At 62.5% G+C, this 20,002-nt stretch carries 21 protein-coding genes and 1 other RNA gene; 17 read left to right on the top strand and 5 right to left on the bottom strand.

Going from position 1 to position 20,002, the window contains the following annotated elements; all coding sequences use genetic code 11:
- The first annotated feature begins 169 nt into the window (after window positions 1–169).
- A complete protein-coding gene (locus VC352_RS15800; RefSeq protein ID WP_322980481.1) occupies window positions 170–1,309 on the top strand; it encodes an acyl-CoA dehydrogenase family protein in 1,140 nt (379 codons plus the stop codon).
- A 77-nt stretch (window positions 1,310–1,386) separates the two neighbouring features.
- On the opposite strand, the gene VC352_RS15795 is transcribed toward VC352_RS15800, so the two are convergent.
- Window positions 1,387–2,424: an NADP(H)-dependent aldo-keto reductase gene (locus VC352_RS15795; RefSeq protein ID WP_322980480.1), complete on the bottom strand. Its 1,038-nt coding sequence runs from the start codon at window positions 2,422–2,424 to the stop codon at window positions 1,387–1,389.
- 247 nt (window positions 2,425–2,671) lie between these two features.
- On the opposite strand from VC352_RS15795, the gene rplM reads away from it, so the two are divergent.
- From rplM to VC352_RS15760, 7 genes are all read left to right on the top strand, one after another.
- Window positions 2,672–3,100 (top strand): 50S ribosomal protein L13, encoded by a 429-nt coding sequence (gene rplM, locus VC352_RS15790; RefSeq protein WP_322980479.1) that lies wholly within the window; start codon window positions 2,672–2,674, stop codon window positions 3,098–3,100.
- 14 nt (window positions 3,101–3,114) lie between these two features.
- Entirely contained in the window at window positions 3,115–3,507 is a 393-nt protein-coding gene (gene rpsI / locus VC352_RS15785) for a 30S ribosomal protein S9 (RefSeq protein WP_322980478.1), read from the top strand.
- Window positions 3,508–3,762: 255 nt separating this feature from the next.
- Window positions 3,763–4,356, top strand: a complete 594-nt coding sequence (gene petA, locus VC352_RS15780) for a ubiquinol-cytochrome c reductase iron-sulfur subunit (RefSeq protein WP_322980477.1) — start codon at window positions 3,763–3,765, stop codon at window positions 4,354–4,356.
- Window positions 4,356–5,567, top strand: coding sequence for a cytochrome bc complex cytochrome b subunit (locus VC352_RS15775; protein ID WP_322980476.1), 1,212 nt, complete (start codon window positions 4,356–4,358; stop codon window positions 5,565–5,567). The genes petA and VC352_RS15775 overlap by 1 nt, the downstream gene beginning before the upstream one ends.
- Complete coding sequence (locus VC352_RS15770) at window positions 5,567–6,349, top strand: cytochrome c1 (RefSeq protein WP_322980475.1); 783 nt, start codon at window positions 5,567–5,569, stop codon at window positions 6,347–6,349. Before VC352_RS15775 ends, VC352_RS15770 begins: the two co-directional genes overlap by 1 nt.
- Window positions 6,350–6,512: 163 nt before the next feature.
- Window positions 6,513–7,130, top strand: coding sequence for a glutathione S-transferase N-terminal domain-containing protein (locus VC352_RS15765; protein WP_322980474.1), 618 nt, complete (start codon window positions 6,513–6,515; stop codon window positions 7,128–7,130).
- A gap of 17 nt (window positions 7,131–7,147) precedes the next feature.
- Window positions 7,148–7,564 carry a ClpXP protease specificity-enhancing factor gene (locus tag VC352_RS15760; RefSeq protein WP_322980473.1) on the top strand — a complete coding sequence of 139 codons (417 nt, stop codon included), beginning with the start codon at window positions 7,148–7,150 and terminating at the stop codon, window positions 7,562–7,564.
- Window positions 7,565–7,646: 82 nt separating this feature from the next.
- Here VC352_RS15760 and VC352_RS15755 read toward each other — a convergent pair whose 3' ends face one another.
- The 4 genes from VC352_RS15755 to VC352_RS15740 are packed head-to-tail and all read right to left on the bottom strand — an operon-like array spanning window position 7,647 to window position 10,961.
- The gene (locus VC352_RS15755; RefSeq protein ID WP_322980472.1) at window positions 7,647–8,180 is read right to left on the bottom strand and encodes a BON domain-containing protein; all 534 of its coding nucleotides are present in this window, start codon (window positions 8,178–8,180) and stop codon (window positions 7,647–7,649) included.
- The gene (locus VC352_RS15750; protein WP_322980471.1) at window positions 8,177–8,770 is read right to left on the bottom strand and encodes a phosphoheptose isomerase; all 594 of its coding nucleotides are present in this window, start codon (window positions 8,768–8,770) and stop codon (window positions 8,177–8,179) included. Before VC352_RS15750 ends, VC352_RS15755 begins: the two co-directional genes overlap by 4 nt.
- 26 nt (window positions 8,771–8,796) lie before the next feature.
- On the bottom strand, window positions 8,797–9,156 hold the full coding sequence (locus VC352_RS15745) for a YraN family protein (protein WP_322980470.1): 360 nt from the start codon (window positions 9,154–9,156) through the stop codon (window positions 8,797–8,799).
- Window positions 9,153–10,961, bottom strand: coding sequence for a penicillin-binding protein activator (locus tag VC352_RS15740; RefSeq protein WP_322980469.1), 1,809 nt, complete (start codon window positions 10,959–10,961; stop codon window positions 9,153–9,155). Before VC352_RS15740 ends, VC352_RS15745 begins: the two co-directional genes overlap by 4 nt.
- A gap of 89 nt (window positions 10,962–11,050) precedes the next feature.
- Between VC352_RS15740 and rsmI the strand changes: the two genes are divergently transcribed.
- The 9 genes from rsmI to mraY all read left to right on the top strand — a co-directional run bounded on the left by rsmI (window position 11,051) and on the right by mraY (window position 19,996).
- Window positions 11,051–11,950 (top strand): 16S rRNA (cytidine(1402)-2'-O)-methyltransferase, encoded by a 900-nt coding sequence (gene rsmI / locus VC352_RS15735; RefSeq protein WP_322980468.1) that lies wholly within the window; start codon window positions 11,051–11,053, stop codon window positions 11,948–11,950.
- Between the two features lie 59 nt (window positions 11,951–12,009).
- An RNA gene (gene rnpB / locus VC352_RS15730) (RNase P RNA component class A) lies at window positions 12,010–12,357 on the top strand.
- Window positions 12,358–12,670: 313 nt separating this feature from the next.
- Complete coding sequence (mraZ, locus tag VC352_RS15725) at window positions 12,671–13,126, top strand: division/cell wall cluster transcriptional repressor MraZ (RefSeq protein WP_322980467.1); 456 nt, start codon at window positions 12,671–12,673, stop codon at window positions 13,124–13,126.
- A gap of 2 nt (window positions 13,127–13,128) precedes the next feature.
- Window positions 13,129–14,073, top strand: a complete 945-nt coding sequence (gene rsmH, locus VC352_RS15720; protein ID WP_322980466.1) for a 16S rRNA (cytosine(1402)-N(4))-methyltransferase RsmH — start codon at window positions 13,129–13,131, stop codon at window positions 14,071–14,073.
- Window positions 14,070–14,363 carry a cell division protein FtsL gene (gene ftsL / locus VC352_RS15715; RefSeq protein ID WP_322980465.1) on the top strand — a complete coding sequence of 98 codons (294 nt, stop codon included), beginning with the start codon at window positions 14,070–14,072 and terminating at the stop codon, window positions 14,361–14,363. Before rsmH ends, ftsL begins: the two co-directional genes overlap by 4 nt.
- Complete coding sequence (locus VC352_RS15710; RefSeq protein WP_322980464.1) at window positions 14,360–16,087, top strand: penicillin-binding protein 2; 1,728 nt, start codon at window positions 14,360–14,362, stop codon at window positions 16,085–16,087. Before ftsL ends, VC352_RS15710 begins: the two co-directional genes overlap by 4 nt.
- Window positions 16,087–17,550: a UDP-N-acetylmuramoyl-L-alanyl-D-glutamate--2,6-diaminopimelate ligase gene (gene murE, locus VC352_RS15705; RefSeq protein ID WP_322980463.1), complete on the top strand. Its 1,464-nt coding sequence runs from the start codon at window positions 16,087–16,089 to the stop codon at window positions 17,548–17,550. Before VC352_RS15710 ends, murE begins: the two co-directional genes overlap by 1 nt.
- Entirely contained in the window at window positions 17,543–18,913 is a 1,371-nt protein-coding gene (locus VC352_RS15700; protein WP_322980462.1) for a UDP-N-acetylmuramoyl-tripeptide--D-alanyl-D-alanine ligase, read from the top strand. The genes murE and VC352_RS15700 overlap by 8 nt, the downstream gene beginning before the upstream one ends.
- Window positions 18,914–19,996, top strand: a complete 1,083-nt coding sequence (mraY, locus tag VC352_RS15695; protein WP_322980461.1) for a phospho-N-acetylmuramoyl-pentapeptide-transferase — start codon at window positions 18,914–18,916, stop codon at window positions 19,994–19,996. It begins immediately after the preceding gene.
- Window positions 19,997–20,002: the final 6 nt, after the last annotated feature.

The raw sequence follows: 20,002 nt of genomic DNA, 5'->3' as shown, positions 1-20,002 counted from the left end.
AGGTCGCTGCGCGGCTGGGTAGTAACCATGGGTATTGTTCTTATTTAAGGCTAAGTGGTCATCTGACGGCTGGATCGTCTTATTTTTTGGCGGTTGTGTCCAGTGCGACCAAGCGTTTGCTTGGCTAAAGTCGAGGGCTCTTCCCGTCAGCCCAGGCACAGGTGGCCGCATGATCCCCAGAACGATCTTCAGCTCCGAACACGAACTGTTCCGCGACAGCGTGCGCAAGTTTCTCGAACAGGAGGCCGTGCCTTTCCATCATCAATGGGAGAAGGACGGTCATATCGATCGAGCCTTGTGGAACAAGGCGGGCGAAGCCGGGATGCTGTGCTCGCACATCCCCGAAGAGTACGGCGGCATGGCGGCCGATTTTCTCTACAGTACCGTGGTGATCGAGGAAGTCGGGCGTCTCGGACTGACCGGTATCGGCTTTTCCCTGCACTCGGATATCGTCGCGCCCTACATCCTGCATTACGGCAGCGAGGCGCAGAAGCAGCATTACCTGCCCAAGCTGGTGAGTGGCGAGATGGTCACCGCCATCGCCATGACCGAGCCGGGCGCCGGCTCCGATCTGCAGGGCGTGAAGACCACTGCCGTGCTCGACGGCGACGAATACGTGATCAATGGTTCGAAGACCTTCATCACCAACGGCTGGCTGGCTGATCTGGTGATCGTGGTAGCCAAGACCGATCCGAAGGCCGGCGCCAAAGGCACCAGTCTGTTTCTGGTCGAGGCCAACACGCCGGGCTTCTCCAAGGGCAAGCGCCTGGAAAAGGTCGGCATGAAGGCACAGGACACCTCCGAGCTGTTCTTCCAGGATGTCCGTGTGCCCAAGGAAAATCTGCTGGGGCAGCCAGGCATGGGCTTCGCCTACCTGATGCAGGAGCTGCCGCAGGAGCGTCTGACCGTGGGTGTCGGCGCGCTGGCCTCGGCTGAGGCGGCGCTGAGATGGACGCTGGACTACACCCGTGAGCGCAAGGCGTTCGGCAAGGCTGTGGCGGACTTTCAGAACACGCGCTTCAAGCTCGCCGAGATGGCCACCGAGATTCAGGTGGGGCGCGTGTTCGTCGACCGCTGCCTGGAGCTGCATCTCAAGGGCAAGCTGGATGTGCCGACAGCGGCGATGCTGAAGTACTGGGGCACCGACCTGCAGTGCAAGGTGCTCGACGAGTGCGTGCAACTGCACGGCGGTTACGGCTACATGTGGGAATACCCGGTGGCGCGAGCCTGGGCCGATGCGCGGGTGCAGCGCATCTACGCCGGTACCAACGAGATCATGAAGGAGATCATCGCGCGCTCGCTGGTGTGAACGCAGCGGCAGGCTGCGGGAAGGACATGCGTGGGCTTGAATATCCGCCCACGCATCGTCCCGCCTGCCGTCTGCTCTTAAGGCGCCGGGTTGGGCTGTGCCCTGTGAATCGCCTCGATACCCGCAATTACCTCTTCGCAAAGCTTCAGTTCGGCACTGGCCAGGTTGCTGTCCAGTTGCTCCAGGCTGGTAGCGCCGATGATGTTGCTGGTGACGAAGGGCTGCGCGGTGACGAAAGCGAGGGCCATCTGCGCCGGATCCAGGCCGTGCTCATGGGCCAGGGCCACGTAGCGTGAACAGGCTGCTTCCGCCTGCGGGTTGGTGTAGCGGGCGAAGCGGCTGAACAGGCTGATGCGCGCTCCGGCCGGGCGGGCGCCACCTTCGTACTTGCCGCTGAGCATGCCGAATGCCAGTGGTGAGTAGGCCAGCAAGCCGCACTGTTCGCGAATCGCCACTTCCGCCAGGCCCACCTCGAAGCTGCGATTGAGCAGGTTGTAGGGGTTCTGGATCGACACGGCGCGCGGCCAGCCGCGGCTCTCGGCCAGTTGCAGGAATTTCATCGTGCCCCAGGGCGTTTCGTTGGACAGGCCGATATGACGGATCTTGCCGGCTTTCACCTGCTCGTCGAGCACTTCCAGGGTTTCTTCCAACGGTGTGAATTCGACGTCCTTGTGCTTGTAATCGAGCTGGCCGAAGAAGTTGGTCGGGCGCTCCGGCCAGTGCAGTTGGTACAGATCGATCCAGTCGGTCTGCAGGCGCTTCAGGCTGGCATCCAAGGCTGCCACGATGTGCTGGCGGTTGAACTTGAGCTGGCCGTCGCGGATATGGCCGATACCGTTGCCGGGGCCGGCGATCTTGCTCGCCAGGATCCAGTCGGCGCGGTCGCCGCGCTGCTTGAAATAGCTGCCGATGATCTGCTCGGTCTTGCTGTAGGTTTCGGCGCGCGGTGGCACCGGGTACATCTCGGCCGTGTCGATGAAATTGATGCCGCTGGCCTTGGCCCGCTCGATCTGGGCATGCCCCTCGCGCTCGCTGTTCTGCTCACCCCAGGTCATGGTGCCCAGGCACAGGGCGCTGACATCGAGGCCGGTTCGGCCTAGCTTGCGGTATTCCATGAGGTACTCCTTTGGCAAAAGGGCCATACAAGCAGGTTGAATTTTTTTTCGCAATCAGGATAATCCGCCACCTCTTTCTGCGGTGGAAGTGATGCGCCGCCTGCCGAAGAATCTTGCCGTACCGTGGACGCGCTGACCCGAGCCCCCGATAGCGTCTGTAGGCGGCTGCCTTTGACTTGTCAAAGTACGCACTATTCAGTAAGATCCGCCGTCTATTTTTGCTGGGCGGCCCCTGAGGCTATAAAGAATGAAAACTTTTACTGCTAAACCGGAAACAGTAAAACGCGACTGGTTCGTCGTTGATGCTGCTGGCAAGACCCTGGGTCGTCTGGCCACCGAAATCGCGAGCCGTCTGCGTGGCAAGCACAAGCCTGAGTACACTCCTCACGTTGATACTGGCGACTACATCGTCGTGATCAATGCCGAGCAGGTACGTGTGACTGGTGCCAAGACCAGCGACAAAATGTACTACTCCCACTCCGGCTTCCCGGGCGGCATCAAAGAGATCAACTTCGAGAAGCTGATCGCTCGTGCTCCTGAGCGCGTGATCGAGACCGCGGTCAAAGGCATGCTGCCGAAGAACCCGCTGGGTCGCGACATGTACCGTAAGCTGAAGGTGTACAAGGGTGCCGCTCACCCGCACACCGCTCAGCAGCCCCAAGAACTGAAGATTTAACGGAATAGTTCATTATGTCGGCGATTCAAAACTACGGCACTGGCCGTCGCAAGACCGCAACCGCGCGCGTTTTCCTGCGTCCGGGTACTGGTAACATCTCGATCAACAATCGCACCCTGGACACCTTCTTCGGTCGCGAAACCGCTCGCATGGTCGTGCGTCAGCCGCTGGAGCTGACCGAGACCGTCGAGAAGTTCGACATCTTCGTCACCGTTGCTGGTGGTGGTGTCAGCGGTCAAGCAGGTGCCATCCGTCACGGCATCACCCGCGCTCTGATCGAGTACGACGAGACCCTGCGCAGCCCGCTGCGTAAAGCTGGTTACGTCACTCGCGACGCCCGTGAAGTCGAGCGTAAGAAAGTCGGTCTGCGTAAAGCGCGTAAGCGTCCGCAGTACTCGAAGCGTTAATCGCTACTACGCTTCTCAAAAGCGCCCAGTTTCCTTACGGAGCTGGGCGTTTTTTATGGGGCTGGCAAAATGCTGCGACAACGTGCCGCATACATACAGGCCGCGCCCGGCAAGGCTTTCGCGGTTCCCCTGGCGGGTAATTACCTTGTCAGAAAAGGGGCTTTTCTTTACCATTTGGCGAATTTTTTGCGCGGCCCGATATTTACTTAGTAGAGGCCTGAACAACAGGCCACAAAGCTGATGGGAGACGACTGAATGAGCAATGACGGCGTGAATGCAGGCCGGCGTCGCTTCCTGGTAGCGGCCACTTCCGTGGTGGGCGCTGCAGGGGCGGTAGGTGCTGCGACTCCGTTCGTGGGGTCATGGTTCCCCAGTGCCAAGGCCAAGGCGGCCGGTGCACCGGTGAAGGTGAACGTCGCCAAGATCGAGGCGGGTCAGCAGATGATTGCTGAGTGGCGCGGTCAGCCGGTGTTCATCGTGCGCCGTACCGAGGAGATCCTGAACAACCTCGCCAAGATCCACGATCGCGTGGCCGATCCGGAGTCCGCTGCCTCCGTGCAGCCGGCATACGTCGACAAGCAGACTCGCTCGATCAAGCCCGAGTTGCTGGTGCTGGTTGGTCTGTGCACCCACCTGGGTTGCTCGCCGTCCTTCCGTCCGGAAGTGGCGCCTGCGGATCTGGGGCCGGACTGGGTCGGCGGTTACTTCTGCCCGTGCCACGGTTCCCGTTACGACCTCGCCGGTCGTGTCTACAAGGCCCAACCGGCTCCGCTGAACCTGCCGGTGCCGCCGTATAGCTACGAGACGGATGACGTCATCGTCATCGGTGTGGACCAGGAGAAGGCCTGATGAGCAAATTCATGGAATGGGTGGATGCGCGCTTCCCCGCCACCAAGATGTGGGAAGACCATCTCTCCAAATACTACGCCCCGAAGAACTTCAACTTCTTCTACTTCTTCGGCTCCCTGGCGCTGCTGGTGCTGGTCAATCAGATCCTCACCGGTGTCTGGCTGACCATGAGCTTCACGCCGTCCGCCGAGGAGGCCTTCGCTTCCGTCGAATACATCATGCGTGATGTCGAGTACGGCTGGATCATCCGCTACCTGCACTCCACTGGCGCTTCGGCGTTCTTCGTGGTGGTCTACCTGCACATGTTCCGCGGTCTGCTCTATGGCTCGTACCAGAAGCCGCGTGAGCTGGTGTGGATCTTCGGCATGCTGATCTACCTGTGCCTGATGGCCGAAGCCTTCATGGGCTACCTGCTGCCCTGGGGCCAGATGTCCTACTGGGGTGCTCAGGTGATCATCTCGCTGTTCGGTGCCATCCCGGTCATCGGTGATGACCTGACCCAGTGGATCCGTGGTGACTACCTGATCTCCGGCATCACCCTGAACCGCTTCTTCGCCCTGCACGTGATCGCGCTGCCGATCGTCCTGCTTGGCCTGGTGGTGCTGCACATCCTGGCACTGCACGAAGTCGGCTCGAACAACCCGGACGGCGTCGAGATCAAGAAGAAGAAGGACGAGAATGGCATCCCGCTGGATGGCATCCCCTTCCACCCGTACTACACCGTGAAAGACATCGTCGGTGTCGTGGTCTTCCTCTTCGTGTTCTGCGCCGTGGTGTTCTTCTTCCCGGAGATGGGTGGTTACTTCCTCGAGAAGCCGAACTTCGAACAGGCCAACCCGTTCAAGACCCCTGAGCACATCGCGCCGGTTTGGTACTTCACGCCGTTCTACGCAATTCTGCGCGCCGTGCCGGACAAGCTGATGGGCGTTATCGCCATGGGCGCTGCCATTGCCGTGTTGTTCGTGCTGCCGTGGCTGGATCGCAGTCCGGTCAAGTCCATGCGCTACAAGGGCTGGATGAGCAAGATCTGGCTGCTGATCTTCTGCGTCTCCTTCGTCATCCTCGGTGTCCTCGGCGTGCTGGCTCCGACTCCGGGCCGTACCCTGCTGTCGCAGGTGTGCACTGTCCTGTACTTCGCGTACTTCATCCTGATGCCGTTCTACACAAGGATGGAGAAGACCAAACCGGTTCCGGAAAGGGTGACTGGCTGATGAAAAAGCTATTTGCTGCATTTGTTTTCGCTGCGTTGCCAGCTTTGAGCTTCGCCGCTGGTGGTCATGACGTTGAGCTGGACAAGGTCGATATCGACCTGACCGACAAGGCTGCCATGCAGGACGGCGCGCGTACCTTCGCCAACTACTGCATGGGCTGCCACTCGGCCAAGTTCCAGCGTTACGAGCGCGTTGCTGATGATCTCGGTATTCCGCACGAGATCATGCTGGAGAATCTGGTCTTCACTGGCGCCAAGATCGGCGATCACATGAAGAACGGCATGCATCCGGAAGATGCCAAGGTCTGGTTCGGTGCCGCTCCGCCCGATCTGACTCTGGTGGCGCGCGTGCGTGGCAACGATTGGCTGTACACCTACCTGCGCAGCTTCTATGCCGATCCGACTCGCCCGCTGGGCGCCAACAACAAGGTGTTCCCGAATGTGGGCATGCCGAACGTGTTGGTCGGTCTGCAGGGCAATCAGGTTATCGGTTGCAAGCAGGTTCAGGTGGTGACCGATGGCAAGAAGCAGTACGACCCGTTGACCGGTGCACCGATCACGCATGAGGCTTGTGATCAGCTGACCGTCGAGCCGAACACTGGCACCTTGAGCGAGGCCGAGTTCGACGAGAAGATCAAGAACCTGGTGACCTTCCTGGCCTACTCGGCCAACCCGGTCAAGCTGGAGTCCCAGCGCATCGGCACCTACGTGCTGCTGTACCTGGCGTTCTTCTTCGTGTTCGCCTACCTGCTCAAGCGCGAGTACTGGAAGGACGTGCACTAAGCTGTCCGACCTGTCTGAAGACCTGCGCGCCCTCCTTGGGCGCGTAGGTTTTTATAGCCTGCCATTTCTGGCGGCCCCCTGTGGTGCCGTCGCCTGCAACGTCAAAATTGCTTCCGGCAATTTTTTGCATTTCTGACCCATCAAAAAAGCGAGGAGGATCGCCATGGCGGTGACCAACCGGTTGACCTGCTACTCCGACCCCGCCGATCACTATTCCCATCGCGTGCGTCTGGTGCTCGCCGAAAAGGGCGTCAGCGTCGAGATCGTCGATGTCGAGTCTGGGCGGTGTCCGCCCAAGCTGGCTGAGGCCAACCCTTACGGTACCGTGCCGACGCTGGTCGATCGTGACCTGGCCTTGTATGAATCGTCCGTGGTCATGGAGTATCTGGACGAGCGTTATCCGCATCCGCCGCTGTTGCCGGTCTATCCGGTGGCGCGCGCCAACAGTCGCCTGCTCATGCACCGCATTCAGCGCGACTGGTGTTCGCTGGTCGACCGGATTCTCGATGCGCGCAGCAAGGAGAGCGACAAGGCGCAAGCCCGCAAGGAATTGCGTGAGAGCCTGACCGGTGTCTCGCCCCTGTTCGCTGACAAGCCATTCTTTCTCAGCGAAGAACTGAGCCTGGTAGATTGTTGTCTGCTACCGATACTGTGGCGCTTGCCTTTGCTGGGGATCGAGCTGCCGCGACCTGCCAAGCCCCTGCTCGATTACATGGAGCGCCAGTTCGCCCGGGATGCTTTCCGCGCGAGCCTTTCCCGTATCGAGCGAGACATGCGCTGAGGCGCGAGGAGAACCTCATGAATTCCAGTCGCCCTTACCTGATTCGCGCGCTGTACGAGTGGATCGTCGACAACGATTGCACGCCTCATCTGCTGGTCAATGCGGAATGCCCGGGGGTGCAAGTGCCGCCAGGTTTCGCCAGCGATGGCCAGATCGTGCTCAATGCTTCGCCCAGTGCCGTGCGCCAGTTGCACATGGATAACCAGGCGGTGAGCTTCGAGGGTCGCTTCGGTGGTGTTGCGCACAGCCTCTATCTGCCGGTGCCGGCGATCCTGGCCATTTACGCCAGGGAGAACGGTCAGGGTATGGTCTTCGATGCCGAAGCCCCTGCGCCATTGGCGGAGGATCACCAGGATCCGCAGGGTAACGGCCCGGACGACGGTGGCGAGCCGCCGCGCCCAAGTGGGCGGCCGAGCCTCAAGGTAGTCAAATAGGCTTCAGGCGAGAGCAAAAAGAACGGGCGCCCTTGGGCGCCCGTTCTTTCTTGTGGCTTGAAGCTTGTGGCTTGCAGCGCTCTCAGTTGGTGTACTCGAACAGGCGCACGACCCGCTGCACGCCCGATACGCTTTGCACCACGGCGGTTGCGGCATTGGCTTCGCTACGATTGACCACGCCGAGCAGGTAGACGATGCCGTTTTCGGTGACGACCTTGACCTTGCTGCTCGGCACGCTGCTGTCAGCCAGCATCTGCGTCTTGATCTTGGTGGTCAGTAGCGAGTCATTACTGCGAGCCAGCAGTGAGGCGGGCTGCTGCACCTGTAGCTCGTTGTAGACCTTTTTCACGCCTTGCACGTTGCGTGCGCGCTGTGCAGCGAGATCCTTCAGTTCGGCGCGTGGAGTCTGGCCGGCAATCAGGATGACGCCGTTGTAGGCGGTGACGATGATGCGCGAGGTCGGGCTGCTGAGGTCGGCATGCGCGTTACTGATGGCCGTGGCGACGTCCGGGCCGAGGAACTGGTCGTCGATCTTGTTGCCGATGCTGCGGCTGCCGCAGCCGGCCAGGGTCAGTACGAAGGCCAGGGTGGCCAGGATCAGTGCGGAACGCTTCATTCTTCACTCCCGAATAGTTGGCTATCGATCAGGTCGCAGAGGCAGTGTATGGCCAGAAGATGAACCTCCTGGATTCGTGCGGTGACTTTCGAAGGAACGCGGATCTCCACGTCTTCCGGCAGCAGCAGCGAGGCCATGCCGCCGCCATCGCGGCCAGTCAGTGCGACCACGGTCATTTCGCGGTCGTGGGCCGCCTGGATGGCCTGGATGATGTTGGCTGAATTGCCGCTGGTAGAAATGGCCAGCAGCACATCGCCGGGCTGGCCCAGTGCACGAATCTGCTTGGAGAACACCTCGTTGTAGCTGTAGTCGTTGGCGATCGAGGTGATGGTCGAGCTGTCGGTGGTCAGCGCGATGGCCGGCAGGCTGGGGCGCTCGCGCTCGAAGCGATTGAGCAGTTCCGAGGAGAAATGCTGGGCATCGCCGGCCGAGCCGCCATTGCCGCAAGAGAGAATCTTGCCCTCGTTGAGCAGTGCCTGAACCATGATCAGGCTGGCGTGCTCGATGTAGGGAACCAGGACGTCCATGGCCTGTTGCTTGGTGTCGATGCTGGCCTGGAAGAGCTGGCGGATTCGGGATTGCATATCCATCGGTTAAAACCTTGCGTGTACGGCCGTCAGGTATCGAAGGCGTTCTTGATCCAGTCGAGGTGCGTGGTGTTGCCGGTACTGATGGCGACCACATCGAAGCGGCAGGGGTGGCGAGCCCAGTTGGGATGCTGCTGGAGGAACATCTGCGCCGCGTTGATCAGCTTGTTGCGTTTGCGTGCATCGATGCTCCCCAGCGCGCCGCCCCAGGCGCTGTGACGACGGGCGCGGACTTCGGCGAATACTACTGTATCGCCATCAAGCATGACCAGATCGAGCTCGCCACACCGACAGCTCCAGTTCTGTTGGATCAGGCGCAGGCCGTTCCGTTCCAGATGCTCTCGGGCTGCCTGTTCGGCAGCCCGGCCCAGGTCGTTGTGTGCGCTCAATTGAGGCTGTCGGGGAGGCGTTGCACCTGGCCACCACGGAACTCGGCCCAGGGCAGTTGACGCTCGATACGTTGCGTCGCGTTCAGGCTGAGGGTGCCGGAAAGACCATCGACGCGCGATTCCGGCAGGGCCTTGAGTTGGCCCAGACGCGGTGCCAGGCGATAGGCGTCGACGCCCATGGCATACAGGCGGCCGAGGCTGCCGCCGGCCTGCGGCCACTGATTGCTCACCTGCTGGCGCAGTGGATCCTGCGCGTCCAGCAACCACGGCGTTTCGCAGAAGCGAATGCCTTCGAGATCCTGATACTGGGCCTGGCTGTGAGCGCCGGTGAACAGGTGCGAGGTGGCGTAGACCGGCACGTCACCGGCGTACTGGAAGGCCAGGGTTGGCTTGATCTGCTGGGCCTGCTGCGGGGTGGCGGCGAGGAAGATGAAGTCGATGTCCTGGCGACGCGCCGGCTGTGCATCAAGGCTGGTGCCCAGGGTGTTCTGCAGGCGGCGGGCGCGGGCTTCGCTCTCGCGGAGCTGGAACAGGTCGGCGATCTGTCGGGCCAGTTCCACGGGCTGATCGACATGCTCGGCAGCGATCAGCGTACCGCCCTGAGCCTGCCAGTTCTGGCGGAATGCATCGAGCACGCGATCACCCCACTCGCCGCGCGGTACCAGGGCCACGGCGCGGCGCATGCCATCGCTCCAGGCGCGGCGGGCGACTTCACGGGCTTCGTCCTCGGCTGCCAGGCCGAACTGGAACAGCTGCGCCGGACCTTCCTGGGTCGCGTCGCTGTAGTTCAGCGCCAGGGTGGTGATCGGCAGTTGCTCGCGTTCGCTCAACTGTTTGACCAATGGTTTTTCCAGCGGGCCGACCACCAGTTGTACGCCGTCGGCCTGGGCCTGTTGATAGAAGGCGTCCAGCGAGCCGATGCGGGCGCTGTCGTAGAGTTTGATCTGCGGCGGGTTCTGGCCGGCTTGTTCTGCCTGGAAGTGGGCGGCGAGGAAACCGTCGCGCAGGGCGCGGGCGACGCTTGCCAACTGTCCGTCCTGCGGCAGCAGCAGGGCGATGCGGGTCAGTGGCTGGCTGGCGAGCTCGCGCAGTTTGACCAGCGGGTCGGGCAGTTGCTGGGCGGCCGGATGTTGCGGGTTCTTCGCTACCCATTCGTCGATGGCGGCTTGTTGCTGCTCCAGGGTGGGGGCGCTCTTGGTGGCGCGTGCCAGTTGCAGCCAGCCATTCAGGTCGTCGTCGGCGCCGCTGGCGGGCTGTGGGGGCAGGCTGGAAACCAGTGCCCAGATGCTTTCCTGGTTGTCATGTGCGGCCTGGCCGCTGAGCAGCGGGGCGATGAAGACGCGTTCGCGGGCAGCGGCGAGCACCTGGCCGTCGGCCTCGAGTGCGCGAGCGCGAACCAGTTGGGTGCGCGCTTGCTGTTCCACGGGGAGTTCTGCGAGGCGTTCCAGGCTGGGGTGCTGCAGGGCCTGCAGGGCGCTCTTGGGCTGTTTGCGCGCCATCGCCAGCTCCGCACTGAGGGTGCTGGCGAAGATTTGCTGGGCAGGCTGCAGGGTCTTCAGGTCGACCTGTTCGAGAATCCGCGTGGCACGCGCGATGTCCTTCTGCTGATAGGCCTGGTCGGCTGCAGACAGGCGCAGCAGATTGGCCTGTTCTGGCTTGCTGTCGGCGGCCTGCTGCAGCATCTGCTCGATGCTGGCTTGCGGCGTGCGGGGCAACTGGCCCAGGTTGTTGGCGGGCGAGTTGGCGCAGGCGGCGAGCAAGCCGGCCAGAAAGAGTGCTGAAAGTGGGCGCAGGCTAGCGATCATCGGGTCATCCTGATACTTGAGCAAAACGAGCGGCGATTGTACCCAAGGCCGGCAGACGGTGCGATGCCGTGCGGCGTTAACCCGTTAGAATGCGCACTCTTTCAATTAACGAGGTGTTTCCCGTGAGTCAGTCCGCCGTCACCAGCGTCCAGCCCGGCACCCTATACGTGGTCGCCACGCCGATTGGCAACCTGGACGACATCAGTGCGCGGGCGCTGCGTATCCTGCGCGAGGTCGCTCTGATCGCAGCGGAGGACACGCGCCACTCGGCCCGGCTGCTGCAGCATTTCGGCATACCGACGCCATTGGCTGCCTGTCACGAGCATAACGAGCGCGATCAGGGTGGGCGCTTCCTGGCGCGATTGCAGGCTGGCGAGGATGTGGCGTTGATTTCCGACGCGGGAACGCCGTTGATTTCCGATCCGGGCTATCACCTGGTGCGCCAGGTGCGTGCTGCGGGTATCCCGGTGGTGCCGGTGCCGGGTGCTTGCGCGTTGATCGCGGCCCTTTCCGCTGCCGGACTGCCGTCCGATCGCTTCATCTTCGAGGGTTTTCTGCCGGCCAAGGCGGCGGGGCGTCGTGCGCGTCTGGAGCAGGTTCGCGAGGAGTCGCGCACGCTGATCTTCTATGAGGCGCCGCACCGAATTCTCGAATCTCTGGAGGATATGCGTGACGTATTCGGTGGCGAGCGTCCTGCCTTGTTGGCGCGCGAGCTGACCAAGACGTTCGAGACCTTGCAGGGATTGCCGCTGGCTGAGCTGTGCCAATGGGTGGCTGCCGACAGCAATCAGCAGCGGGGTGAGTGCGTGGTGCTGGTGGCCGGCTGGCAGGCGCCGGAAGGTGAGGAGGCCGTCAGTGCCGAAGCCCTGCGAGTGCTCGACCTGCTGATGGCGGAAATGCCGCTCAAGCGTGCCGCTGCGCTGGCGGCGGAGATCACCGGGGTGCGCAAGAACCTGCTGTATCAGGTGGCCCTGGAGCGCAAGGGCTAGTGGTTGTGACGGCTGTCTCGCTTGCAGCTTGCCATCACGCCCGGTACCCTTGCCGGCGGAGAGTCGATCGGACAGTCGCTGCCTTCGCAAGAAGGGGGAGGAAAGTCCGGGCTCCATAGGGCGGAGTGCCAGGTAATGCCTGGGAGGCGTGAGCCTACGGAAAGTGCCACAGAAAATAACCGCCTAAGCACGCAAGTGCCGGTAAGGGTGAAAAGGTGCGGTAAGAGCGCACCGCACGGCTGGCAACAGTCCGTGGCTAGGTAAACCCCACTCGGAGCAAGACCAAATAGGGTTCCATTGGCGTGGCCCGCGCTGGAACCGGGTAGGTTGCTAAAGACGTGCAGTGATGTACGTCGTAGAGGAATGACTGTCCTCGACAGAACCCGGCTTACAGATCGACTCTCCTCCCTCCTTTCTCTGTTCGTGATGCACTTCTAGTTCCCGCTCGTCTGATGCCGAAAAAATCTTACTCTTAAGAAATCACTTTAAGTTTGGATTTCAGCCTCAAGTAATGGCTGGGATTTGTGTGGCAAATATCCTCTCGAGCGTCGTGTTTCTCCTCTCTTTCGTGAGCTAAATCTCCGTCCTGTAAGGATTTTTCCGTTCTGGCGCGCCTTGACGGTGGGGCGTACGCATTTCTATAGTGTGCGCGAGTGGTGGAAAGTGGCATGAAGTGGGTTTTTATGGGCATGGAAAGCTAATTACAGGGGAAGCGCAGCCGTGTTTCGCGGAGCTAACGCCATTAGTCTCGACGCCAAAGGGCGCCTCGCGATGCCGAGTCGGTATCGTGACGAGCTCGTTTCGCGTTGCAGTGGCCAGCTCATTGTGACCATCGATGCTGTCGATCCCTGTCTTTGCGTGTATCCCCTGCCTGAGTGGGAGCTGATCGAAAACAAGCTGCGCGAGCTGGCTTCCTTCCGTGAGGAGAACCGTCGCCTGCAACGTTTGCTGATCGGTAATGCGGTTGATCTGGAGCTCGACGCCAGTGGCCGTTTCCTCGTTCCGCCACGTCTGCGCGAATACGCCAAGCTGGATAAGCGAGCCATGCTCGTTGGCCAACTGAACAAGTTTCAACTCTGGGATGAAGATGCCTGGAATGCTGTAGCCGAAGCCGACCTGGCCGCCATCAAGGAACCTGGCGCGCTTTCCGATGACCTCCGTGACCTGATTCTGTGACCATGACCGATAGCAGCTACCGCCATATCACTGTGCTGCTCGACGAAGCCGTCGAGGGTCTCGCCGTGCGCGCGGACGGTTGCTACGTGGATGGCACGTTCGGGCGTGGTGGGCACAGCCGGTTGATCTTGCACAAGCTCGGCCCAGGCGGGCGGCTGCTGGGGTTCGACAAGGATCCCCTGGCTATCGCGACTGGGGAAGCACTGGCGGCCGAAGACGGCCGCTTTGTCGTTGTGCAGCGTAGTTTTGCGGAACTTTCCGATGAGGCGGCTGTCCGCGGGCTGGCCGGCTCTATCTCGGGCATCCTGCTCGATCTGGGCGTGTCGTCGCCGCAGCTCGACGACCCCGAGCGTGGTTTCAGCTTCCTCAATGACGGGCCGCTGGACATGCGCATGAATCCGGATGTCGGCGTCAGCGCCGCTGACTGGATCGCCTCCGCCGACGAAGATGAAATCGCCCGCGTAATGAAGGATTACGGCGAGGAGCGTTTCGCCAAGCGCATGGCGCGCGCCGTGGTGCAGCGCCGTGCCGAGCAGCCGTTCACGCGCACCGCCGACCTGGCCAAGGTGCTGACCGATGCCAATCCAGCGTGGGAGAAGGGCAAGAACCCGGCGACTCGTGCCTTCCAAGGCATTCGTATTTACGTCAATAACGAACTGGGCGATCTCGAGCGTGGTCTCGAGGCGGCGCTGGACGCCTTGGAAGTGGGCGGTCGCCTGGTGGTGATCAGCTTCCACTCCCTGGAAGACCGCATCGTCAAACAGTTCATGAAGCATCAGGCCAAGGGCGAAGCCGACAAGCTGCCGCGCGACCTGCCGATCATTCCCAAGGCCTTCGAGCCGCGCCTGAAGCTGATCGGCAAGCCGGTCTTCGCCAGTGACGCCGAGGTCAAGGCCAATCCGCGCTCGCGTAGCGCGGTGATGCGCATCGCGGAGAAGTTGCGATGAGTCGGCGCTTCGGCAAGTCCATGCCCAGCGGCAGCCTGCTGCTGCTGGTGCTGTTCGTCGCCATTCTGGTGTCTGCTGTGGCGGTGTCCTACAGCGCTCACTGGAGCCGCCAACTGCTCAACGAGCTGTATGGCGAGCTGAGCGTGCGTGACAAGGCGCAGGCCGAGTGGGGGCGTTTGATTCTCGAGCAGAGCACCTGGACAGCGCACAACCGCATCGAGGCCCTGGCCAGCGAGCAGCTCAAGATGCACATCCCTGATCCCGCCGCCGTACGGATGGTGCAGCCGTGATTGGTCTCGAAGGCGCGCTCTATCCCTGGCGTTTCCGCCTGGTGCTGGCGCTGCTCGCCCTGATGGTCGGTGCCATTGCCTGGCGCATGCTCGACCTGCAGGTGCTCGACCATGACTTCCTCAAGGCGCATGGCGATGCGCGCAGCGTGCGGCATATCCCGATTCCCGCTCACCGTGGTCTGATCACTGACCGCAATGGCGAGCCGCTGGCTGTCAGTACGCCGGTCACCACGCTGTGGGCCAATGGCAAGGAACTGCAGGCTGGGCGTGACCAGTGGCCGGCATTGGCTGCTGCGCTCGGTCAGGAGCCGGCCGGTTTTGCCGCGCGCCTGGAGCAGAATAAAGAACGTGAGTTCATGTATCTGGTGCGCGGCCTGACGCCGGAGAACGGGCAGCGCGTGCTCGATCTCAAGGTGCCGGGTGTCTACGCCATCGAAGAGTTCCGCCGTTTCTATCCGGCTGGTGAAGTGGCGGCGCATGTCGTCGGCTTCACCGATATCGATGATCACGGTCGTGAGGGCATGGAGCTGGCTTACGAAGACTGGCTCGCCGGTGTGCCGGGCAAGCGTCAGGTGCTCAAGGATCGCCGTGGCAAGCTGATCAAGGACGTGCAGGTGGCGCAGAACGCCAAGGCCGGTAAAACGCTGGCGCTGTCCATCGACCTGCGCCTGCAATACCTGGCGCATCGCGAGCTGCGCAACGCGCTATTGGAGAACGATGCCAAGGCCGGCAGCCTGGTGATGGTCGACGTCAAGACTGGCGAAGTGCTGGCGATGGTCAACCATCCCACCTACAACCCGAACAATCGTCGCAGCCTGACCCCGGCGGCGATGCGCAACCGCGCAATGATCGACGTGTTCGAACCCGGCTCGACCATGAAGCCGCTGTCCATGGCGGCCGCTCTGGAAACCGGGCGCTGGAAGCCCAGCGATGTGGTGCAGGTCGGCAATGGCACGTTGCGCATCGGTCGCTACACCATTCGTGACGTATCTCGTACCGAAGGTCCGGCGCTGGATCTGACCGGCATCCTGATCAACTCCAGTAACGTCGGCATGAGCAAGGTCGCCTTCGATGTCGGCGGTGAGCGCATCTACGACACCATGAGCAAACTCGGCTTCGGTCGTGATACCGGGCTGGGCTTCCCCGGTGAGCGTGTCGGTAACCTGCCCAATCATCGCAAATGGCGCGAGGCCGAGACGGCCACGCTGTCCTATGGCTACGGCCTGTCGGTCACCGCAGTGCAGTTGGCTCATGCCTACGCGACCCTGGCCAATGGCGGCGCGATGGTGCCGCTGTCGATGATTCGTATGGACAACCTCCCAGGCTCGATGCAGGTCGTGCCCAAGGATGTTGCGACCACTCTGCAAGGCATGTTGCAGCAGGTCGTCGAGGCGCCGCGTGGCGTCTTCCGTGCGCAGGTGCCTGGCTATCACGTTGCCGGCAAGAGTGGTACGGCGCGCAAGAACAGCGTGGGCTCCAAGGGCTATCGCGAGAACGCCTACCGCTCGCTGTTCGCCGGTTTCGCTCCCGCGCAGGATCCGCGCATCGCACTGGTGGTGGTGATCGACGAACCGGGCAAGGGCGCCTACTTCGGCGGCCTGATCTCGGCGCCGGTATTCAGCAAGGTCATGGCCGGCTCGCTTCGCCTGATGAACGTAGCCCCGGACAACCTGCCGCCGCCGGAACAGAAGGTGGCCGCCACCACTCAGGGAGGGCGTAACTGATGCCCATGCCACTGAACCAATTGCTGCCGGCCGCCGAGAGCGCCGTGCTGGTACGCGAACTGACTCTGGACAGCCGCAAGGTGCGCCCGGGTGACTTGTTCCTGGCCGTGCCCGGCACCCAGCAGGATGGCCGTGTACATATCGCCGATGCCATCGCACGCGGCGCTGCTGCGGTTGCCTATGAAGCCGAAGGCGCGGCAGAAATGCATGCCGAGAGCGCCGTGCTGGTGCCGGTCAAGGGCTTGGCCGGCCAACTGTCGGCAATCGCCGGCCGCTTCTATGGCGAGCCGAGTCGTGCCCTGCATCTGGTCGGCGTTACCGGCACCAATGGCAAGACCAGTGTCAGCCAGTTGCTGGCCCAGGCATTGGAGCTGCTCGGTCAGCCGTGCGGCATCGTCGGCACCCTGGGCAACGGTTTCTACGGTGCGCTGGAACAGAGCAAGCACACCACGCCTGACCCGGTCGGAGTGCAGTTCACCCTGGCTACGCTCAAGCAAGCCGGCGCCCGCGCGGTGGCCATGGAAGTTTCCTCCCATGGCCTGGATCAGGGGCGTGTCGCGGCGCTGGAATTCGACGTGGCCGTGTTCACCAACCTGTCACGCGATCACCTCGATTACCACGGCAGCATGGAGGCTTATGGCGCCGCCAAGGCCAAGCTGTTCGCCTGGGCGAATCTGCGCTGCCGGGTGATCAACCTCGATGACGCCTTCGGCCGCGAGCTGGCCGCGCAGACGCACGAGTCGCGTCTGATCGGCTACAGCCTGGAGCGCTCCGAAGCCTACCTGTATTGCCGCGACGCGCAGTTCGATGACCATGGCGTGCGCGCTCATCTGGTCACGCCGCGTGGCGAAGGCGTGCTGCGCAGCAACCTGCTCGGCCGCTTCAACCTGAGCAACCTGCTGGCGGTGGTCGGCGCCCTGTTGGGTATGGATTACGCCCTTGACGAGATTCTCAAGGTGCTACCGCAGTTGCAGGGGCCGGCTGGCCGCATGCAGCGTCTTGGTGGCGGCGACAAGCCTTTGGTGGTGGTCGACTACGCGCACACCCCGGATGCTCTGGAAAAGGTGCTGGAGGCCATGCGTCCGCACGTCGAAGGTCGTCTGCTCTGCCTGTTTGGCTGCGGTGGTGATCGTGATCGCGGCAAGCGTCCGTTGATGGCGGCGGTGGCCGAGCGTCTCGCCGATGAGGTGTGGGTCACCGACGACAATCCGCGTACCGAGACGCCGGCGCAGATCATCGAAGACATTCGCGCTGGCTTCAGCGCGCCAGAGAACGTGCAGTTCATTCACGGTCGCGGCGATGCCATCGCCCGGCTGATTGCCCAGGCCGCTGCCAGCGACGTATTGGTGCTGGCCGGCAAGGGCCATGAGGATTACCAGGAAATCATGGGTGTGCGTCAGCCGTTCTCCGATCTGAGTGAAGCGAACAAGGCCCTGGCGATTTGGGAGGCTGCTCATGCTTAAGCCCTGGCTGCTCAGCGAAGTCGCTGCCGACCTGAGCGCGCGCGTGATCGGCGCCGACGTGGCCTTTTCCGCTGTGGGCACCGACAGCCGTACCATCGCCCCGGGTCAACTGTTCGTGGCGCTGACCGGGCCGCGCTTCGACGGTCACGATTACCTGGCCGAGGTTGCTGGCAAAGGCGCCGTTGCCGCACTGGTCGAGCGTGAAGTTGCGAATGCGCCGCTGCCGCAATTACTGGTGGCCGATACCCGCCTGGCGCTCGGTCAGTTGGGTGCGCTGAATCGTCAGGCCTTCACCGGCCCGCTGGCTGCCGTTACCGGCTCCAGCGGCAAGACCAGCGTCAAGGAAATGCTCGCGTCCATTTTGCGTGCAGGCCTGAGCGGCGCGGTGCTGGCGACCCGTGGCAACCTCAACAACGACCTGGGTGCGCCGCTGACCCTGCTGGAACTGGCGCCGGAACATCGCGCCGGGGTGATCGAGCTGGGCGCCAACCATGTTGGCGAAATCGCCTACACCGTCAGCCTGACCCGGCCGCAGGTGGCGATCATCACCAATGCCGGCAATGCCCACGTCGGTGAGTTCGGTGGCCCGGAAAAGATCGTCGAAGCCAAGGGCGAGATTCTCGAAGGCCTGCCGAGCGATGGCGTGGCCGTACTCAACCTGGATGACAAGGCCTTCGCCATCTGGCAGCGCCGTGCCGACGGACGCAAGGTGCTGAGCTTCGCCCTGCGCGACAGCCGCGCCCACTTCCATGGCGCCGAACTGGATCGTGACGCACGCGGTTGCCAGGGCTTCACCCTGCGTAGCCCGATCGGCAGCGTGCGGATTCAGCTCAACCTGCTCGGCGAGCATAACGTCGCCAATGCTCTGGCCGCCTGTGCCGCCGCTCATGCCCTGGGCATGCCGCTGGCCGCCATGGTCGAAGGCCTGCAAAACCTGCAGCCGATCAAGGGCCGCGCCGCCGCGCAGTTGACCGCCAATGGCGTGCGGGTGATCGATGACAGCTACAACGCCAACCCTGTGTCGATGTGCGCGGCGGTGGATATACTCGCCGGATTTTCCGGGCGCACCGTTCTGGTGCTGGGCGACATGGGTGAACTGGGCGAGTGGGCCGAACAGGGCCATCGCGATGTTGGTCGTCATGCCGCAGGGAAGGTCGATGCGCTGTATGCCGTCGGCCCGCTGATGCGTCACGCCGTCGAGGAGTTTGGCTCAAAAGGCCGCCACTTCGTAGATCAAGCCGAGCTGATCGCAGCGCTTCGCGCCGAACAGGCCGGCAGCACACTACTAATCAAGGGTTCACGCAGCGCAGCCATGGACAAGGTCGTGGCGGCGCTGTGCGACGTAGCTGGGGAGAATCACTAAATGCTGCTGCTGCTGGCGGAGTACCTGCAACAGTTCCACAAGGGCTTCGCGGTCTTTCAGTACCTGACCCTGCGCGGCATCCTCGGCGTGCTGACCGCCCTGGCGCTGTCGCTGTGGCTCGGCCCGTGGATGATCCGCACCCTGCAGGTGCGTCAGATCGGCCAGGCCGTGCGCAACGATGGCCCGCAATCGCACCTGTCGAAGAAGGGCACGCCGACCATGGGTGGCGCGCTGATCCTCACCGCCATCGCCGTCAGCACCCTGCTCTGGGCCGACCTGTCCAACCGCTACGTGTGGGTGGTGTTGGCCGTGACGCTGGCGTTCGGGGCCATCGGCTGGGTCGATGACTACCGCAAGGTGATCGAGAAGAACTCGCGCGGCCTGCCGAGCCGCTGGAAGTATTTCTGGCAGTCGGTGTTCGGCCTAGCGGCGGCCATCTTCCTTTATATGACTGCGCAAAGCCCGGTGGAAACCACACTGATCCTGCCGCTACTGAAGGACATCAGCATCCCGCTGGGTGTCGGCTTCGTGGTGCTGACCTACTTCGTCATCGTTGGTTCGAGCAACGCGGTGAACCTCACCGATGGCCTCGACGGTCTGGCGATCCTGCCGACCGTGATGGTCGCCGGGGCGCTGGCGATCTTCTGCTACCTGTCGGGCAACATCAAATTCGCCGATTACCTGCTGATTCCCTACGTGCCGGGCGCCGGTGAGCTGATCGTGTTCTGCGCCGCGCTGGTTGGGGCCGGCCTCGGTTTCCTGTGGTTCAACACCTACCCGGCACAGGTGTTCATGGGTGACGTCGGTGCGCTGGCGCTCGGCGCTGCGCTGGGCACCATCGCCGTGATCGTCCGTCAGGAAATCGTGCTGTTCATCATGGGTGGCGTGTTCGTCATGGAAACCCTGTCGGTGATCATCCAGGTCGCCAGCTTCAAACTGACCGGCAAGCGCGTGTTCCGCATGGCGCCGATCCACCACCATTTCGAACTCAAGGGCTGGCCCGAGCCGCGCGTGATCGTCCGTTTCTGGATCATCACCGTGATTCTCGTACTGATCGGCCTGGCCACCCTGAAACTGAGGTAATTGCGC

This window comes from Pseudomonas sp. C11, assembly GCF_034683865.1.
In the GTDB taxonomy this organism is placed as follows: Bacteria; Pseudomonadota; Gammaproteobacteria; order Pseudomonadales; family Pseudomonadaceae; genus Aquipseudomonas.
This window is presented reverse-complemented; position numbering and strand designations above follow the sequence as displayed.